The sequence below is a fragment of the Streptomyces sp. A01 genome (assembly GCF_059026195.1).
Genome location: NZ_JBWLKN010000092.1, coordinates 1 through 1,176 on the forward strand (window position 1 = coordinate 1; position 1,176 = coordinate 1,176).

The window sequence follows — 1,176 nt, forward strand, 5'->3', positions numbered from 1 at the left end:
CCTACGGACGTGGGTTGGTCGTTGGCTACTACGCGGTCGGTGTTTGATCACCGGGCTGTGGTGTTCGGAGACAGTCGTGCGTCGCTGTTGTCGGGTGTGGGGGCGTTGGCTGTTGGTGAGGCGCATTCGGGTGTGGTGGGTTGCGGTCCGGTGGTGGGTGGTGGGGGTTTGGGTCCGGTGTTGGTGTTTCCGGGGCAGGGGTCGCAGTGGGTGGGGATGGGTGCGGGGTTGTTGGAGTCGTCGGGGGTGTTCGCGGCGCGGGTGGGTGAGTGTGAGCGGGCGTTGTCGCCGTTTGTGGGGTGGTCGTTGTCTGGTGTGTTGCGGGGTGGTGTGGGTGGGGTTGATGTGGGTCGGGTGGATGTGGTGCAGCCGGTGTTGTGGGCGGTGATGGTGTCGTTGGCGGCGGTGTGGGCTGAGGTGGGTGTGGTGCCTGGTGCGGTGGTGGGGCATTCGCAGGGGGAGATTGCTGCGGCGGTGGTGGCGGGTGCGTTGTCGTTGGAGGAGGGGGCGCGGGTTGCCGCGTTGCGTGGTCGTGTGTTGCGGCGGTTGGCCGGTGGTGGGGCGATGGCTTCCCTCGGCATGAGCCAGGACCAGGCGCAGGAGTGGCTTGCGGGGCTCGGCGAACAGGCCGAGGCCGTCGTGGTGGCAGCGGTCAACGGCCCGGGCTCCGTGGTGGTCTCCGGACCCCCTGAGCGGGTGCGCCGCACGGTGACGGCCTGCGAGACGGCCGGTGGCCGGGCTCGGTTGATCGACGTGGATTACGCGTCGCACAGCTCCCAGGTCGATGAGATCGCCGGCGAGCTGACGGAGGTGCTGGCCGGTATCCGGCCGGTCAGTTCGGAGGTCGCGTTCTACTCCGCGGTGACCGCCGAGCGGATGGATACCAGTGGTCTTGACGCGGCGTACTGGGTGCGGAACCTGCGCGAACGGGTCCGGTTCGCCGATACCGTGGGGGCCCTGCTCGCCGACGGGCACCGGGTCTTCATCGAGGCCAGTACCCATCCCGTACTGACCGTGGGTATGCAGGAGTCGTTCGATGAGGCCGGTGTCCAGGCGGCCACCGTGCCGACGCTGCGCCGGGACCACGGCGGTGCCGACCAGCTCGCGCGGTCCTTCGGTCAGGCGTTCACCGCCGGTGTCGCGGTGGACTGGTCCCGCTGGTTCCCGGCCGAACCG

The 1,176-nt window shown here is 69.3% G+C and carries 1 protein-coding gene; it reads left to right on the top strand.

The annotated features are described in order from the left end of the window. On the top strand, window positions 1-1,176 hold a 1,176-nt coding region (locus AC5P1B_RS35645; protein ID WP_493892188.1), incomplete at both ends, for an acyltransferase domain-containing protein.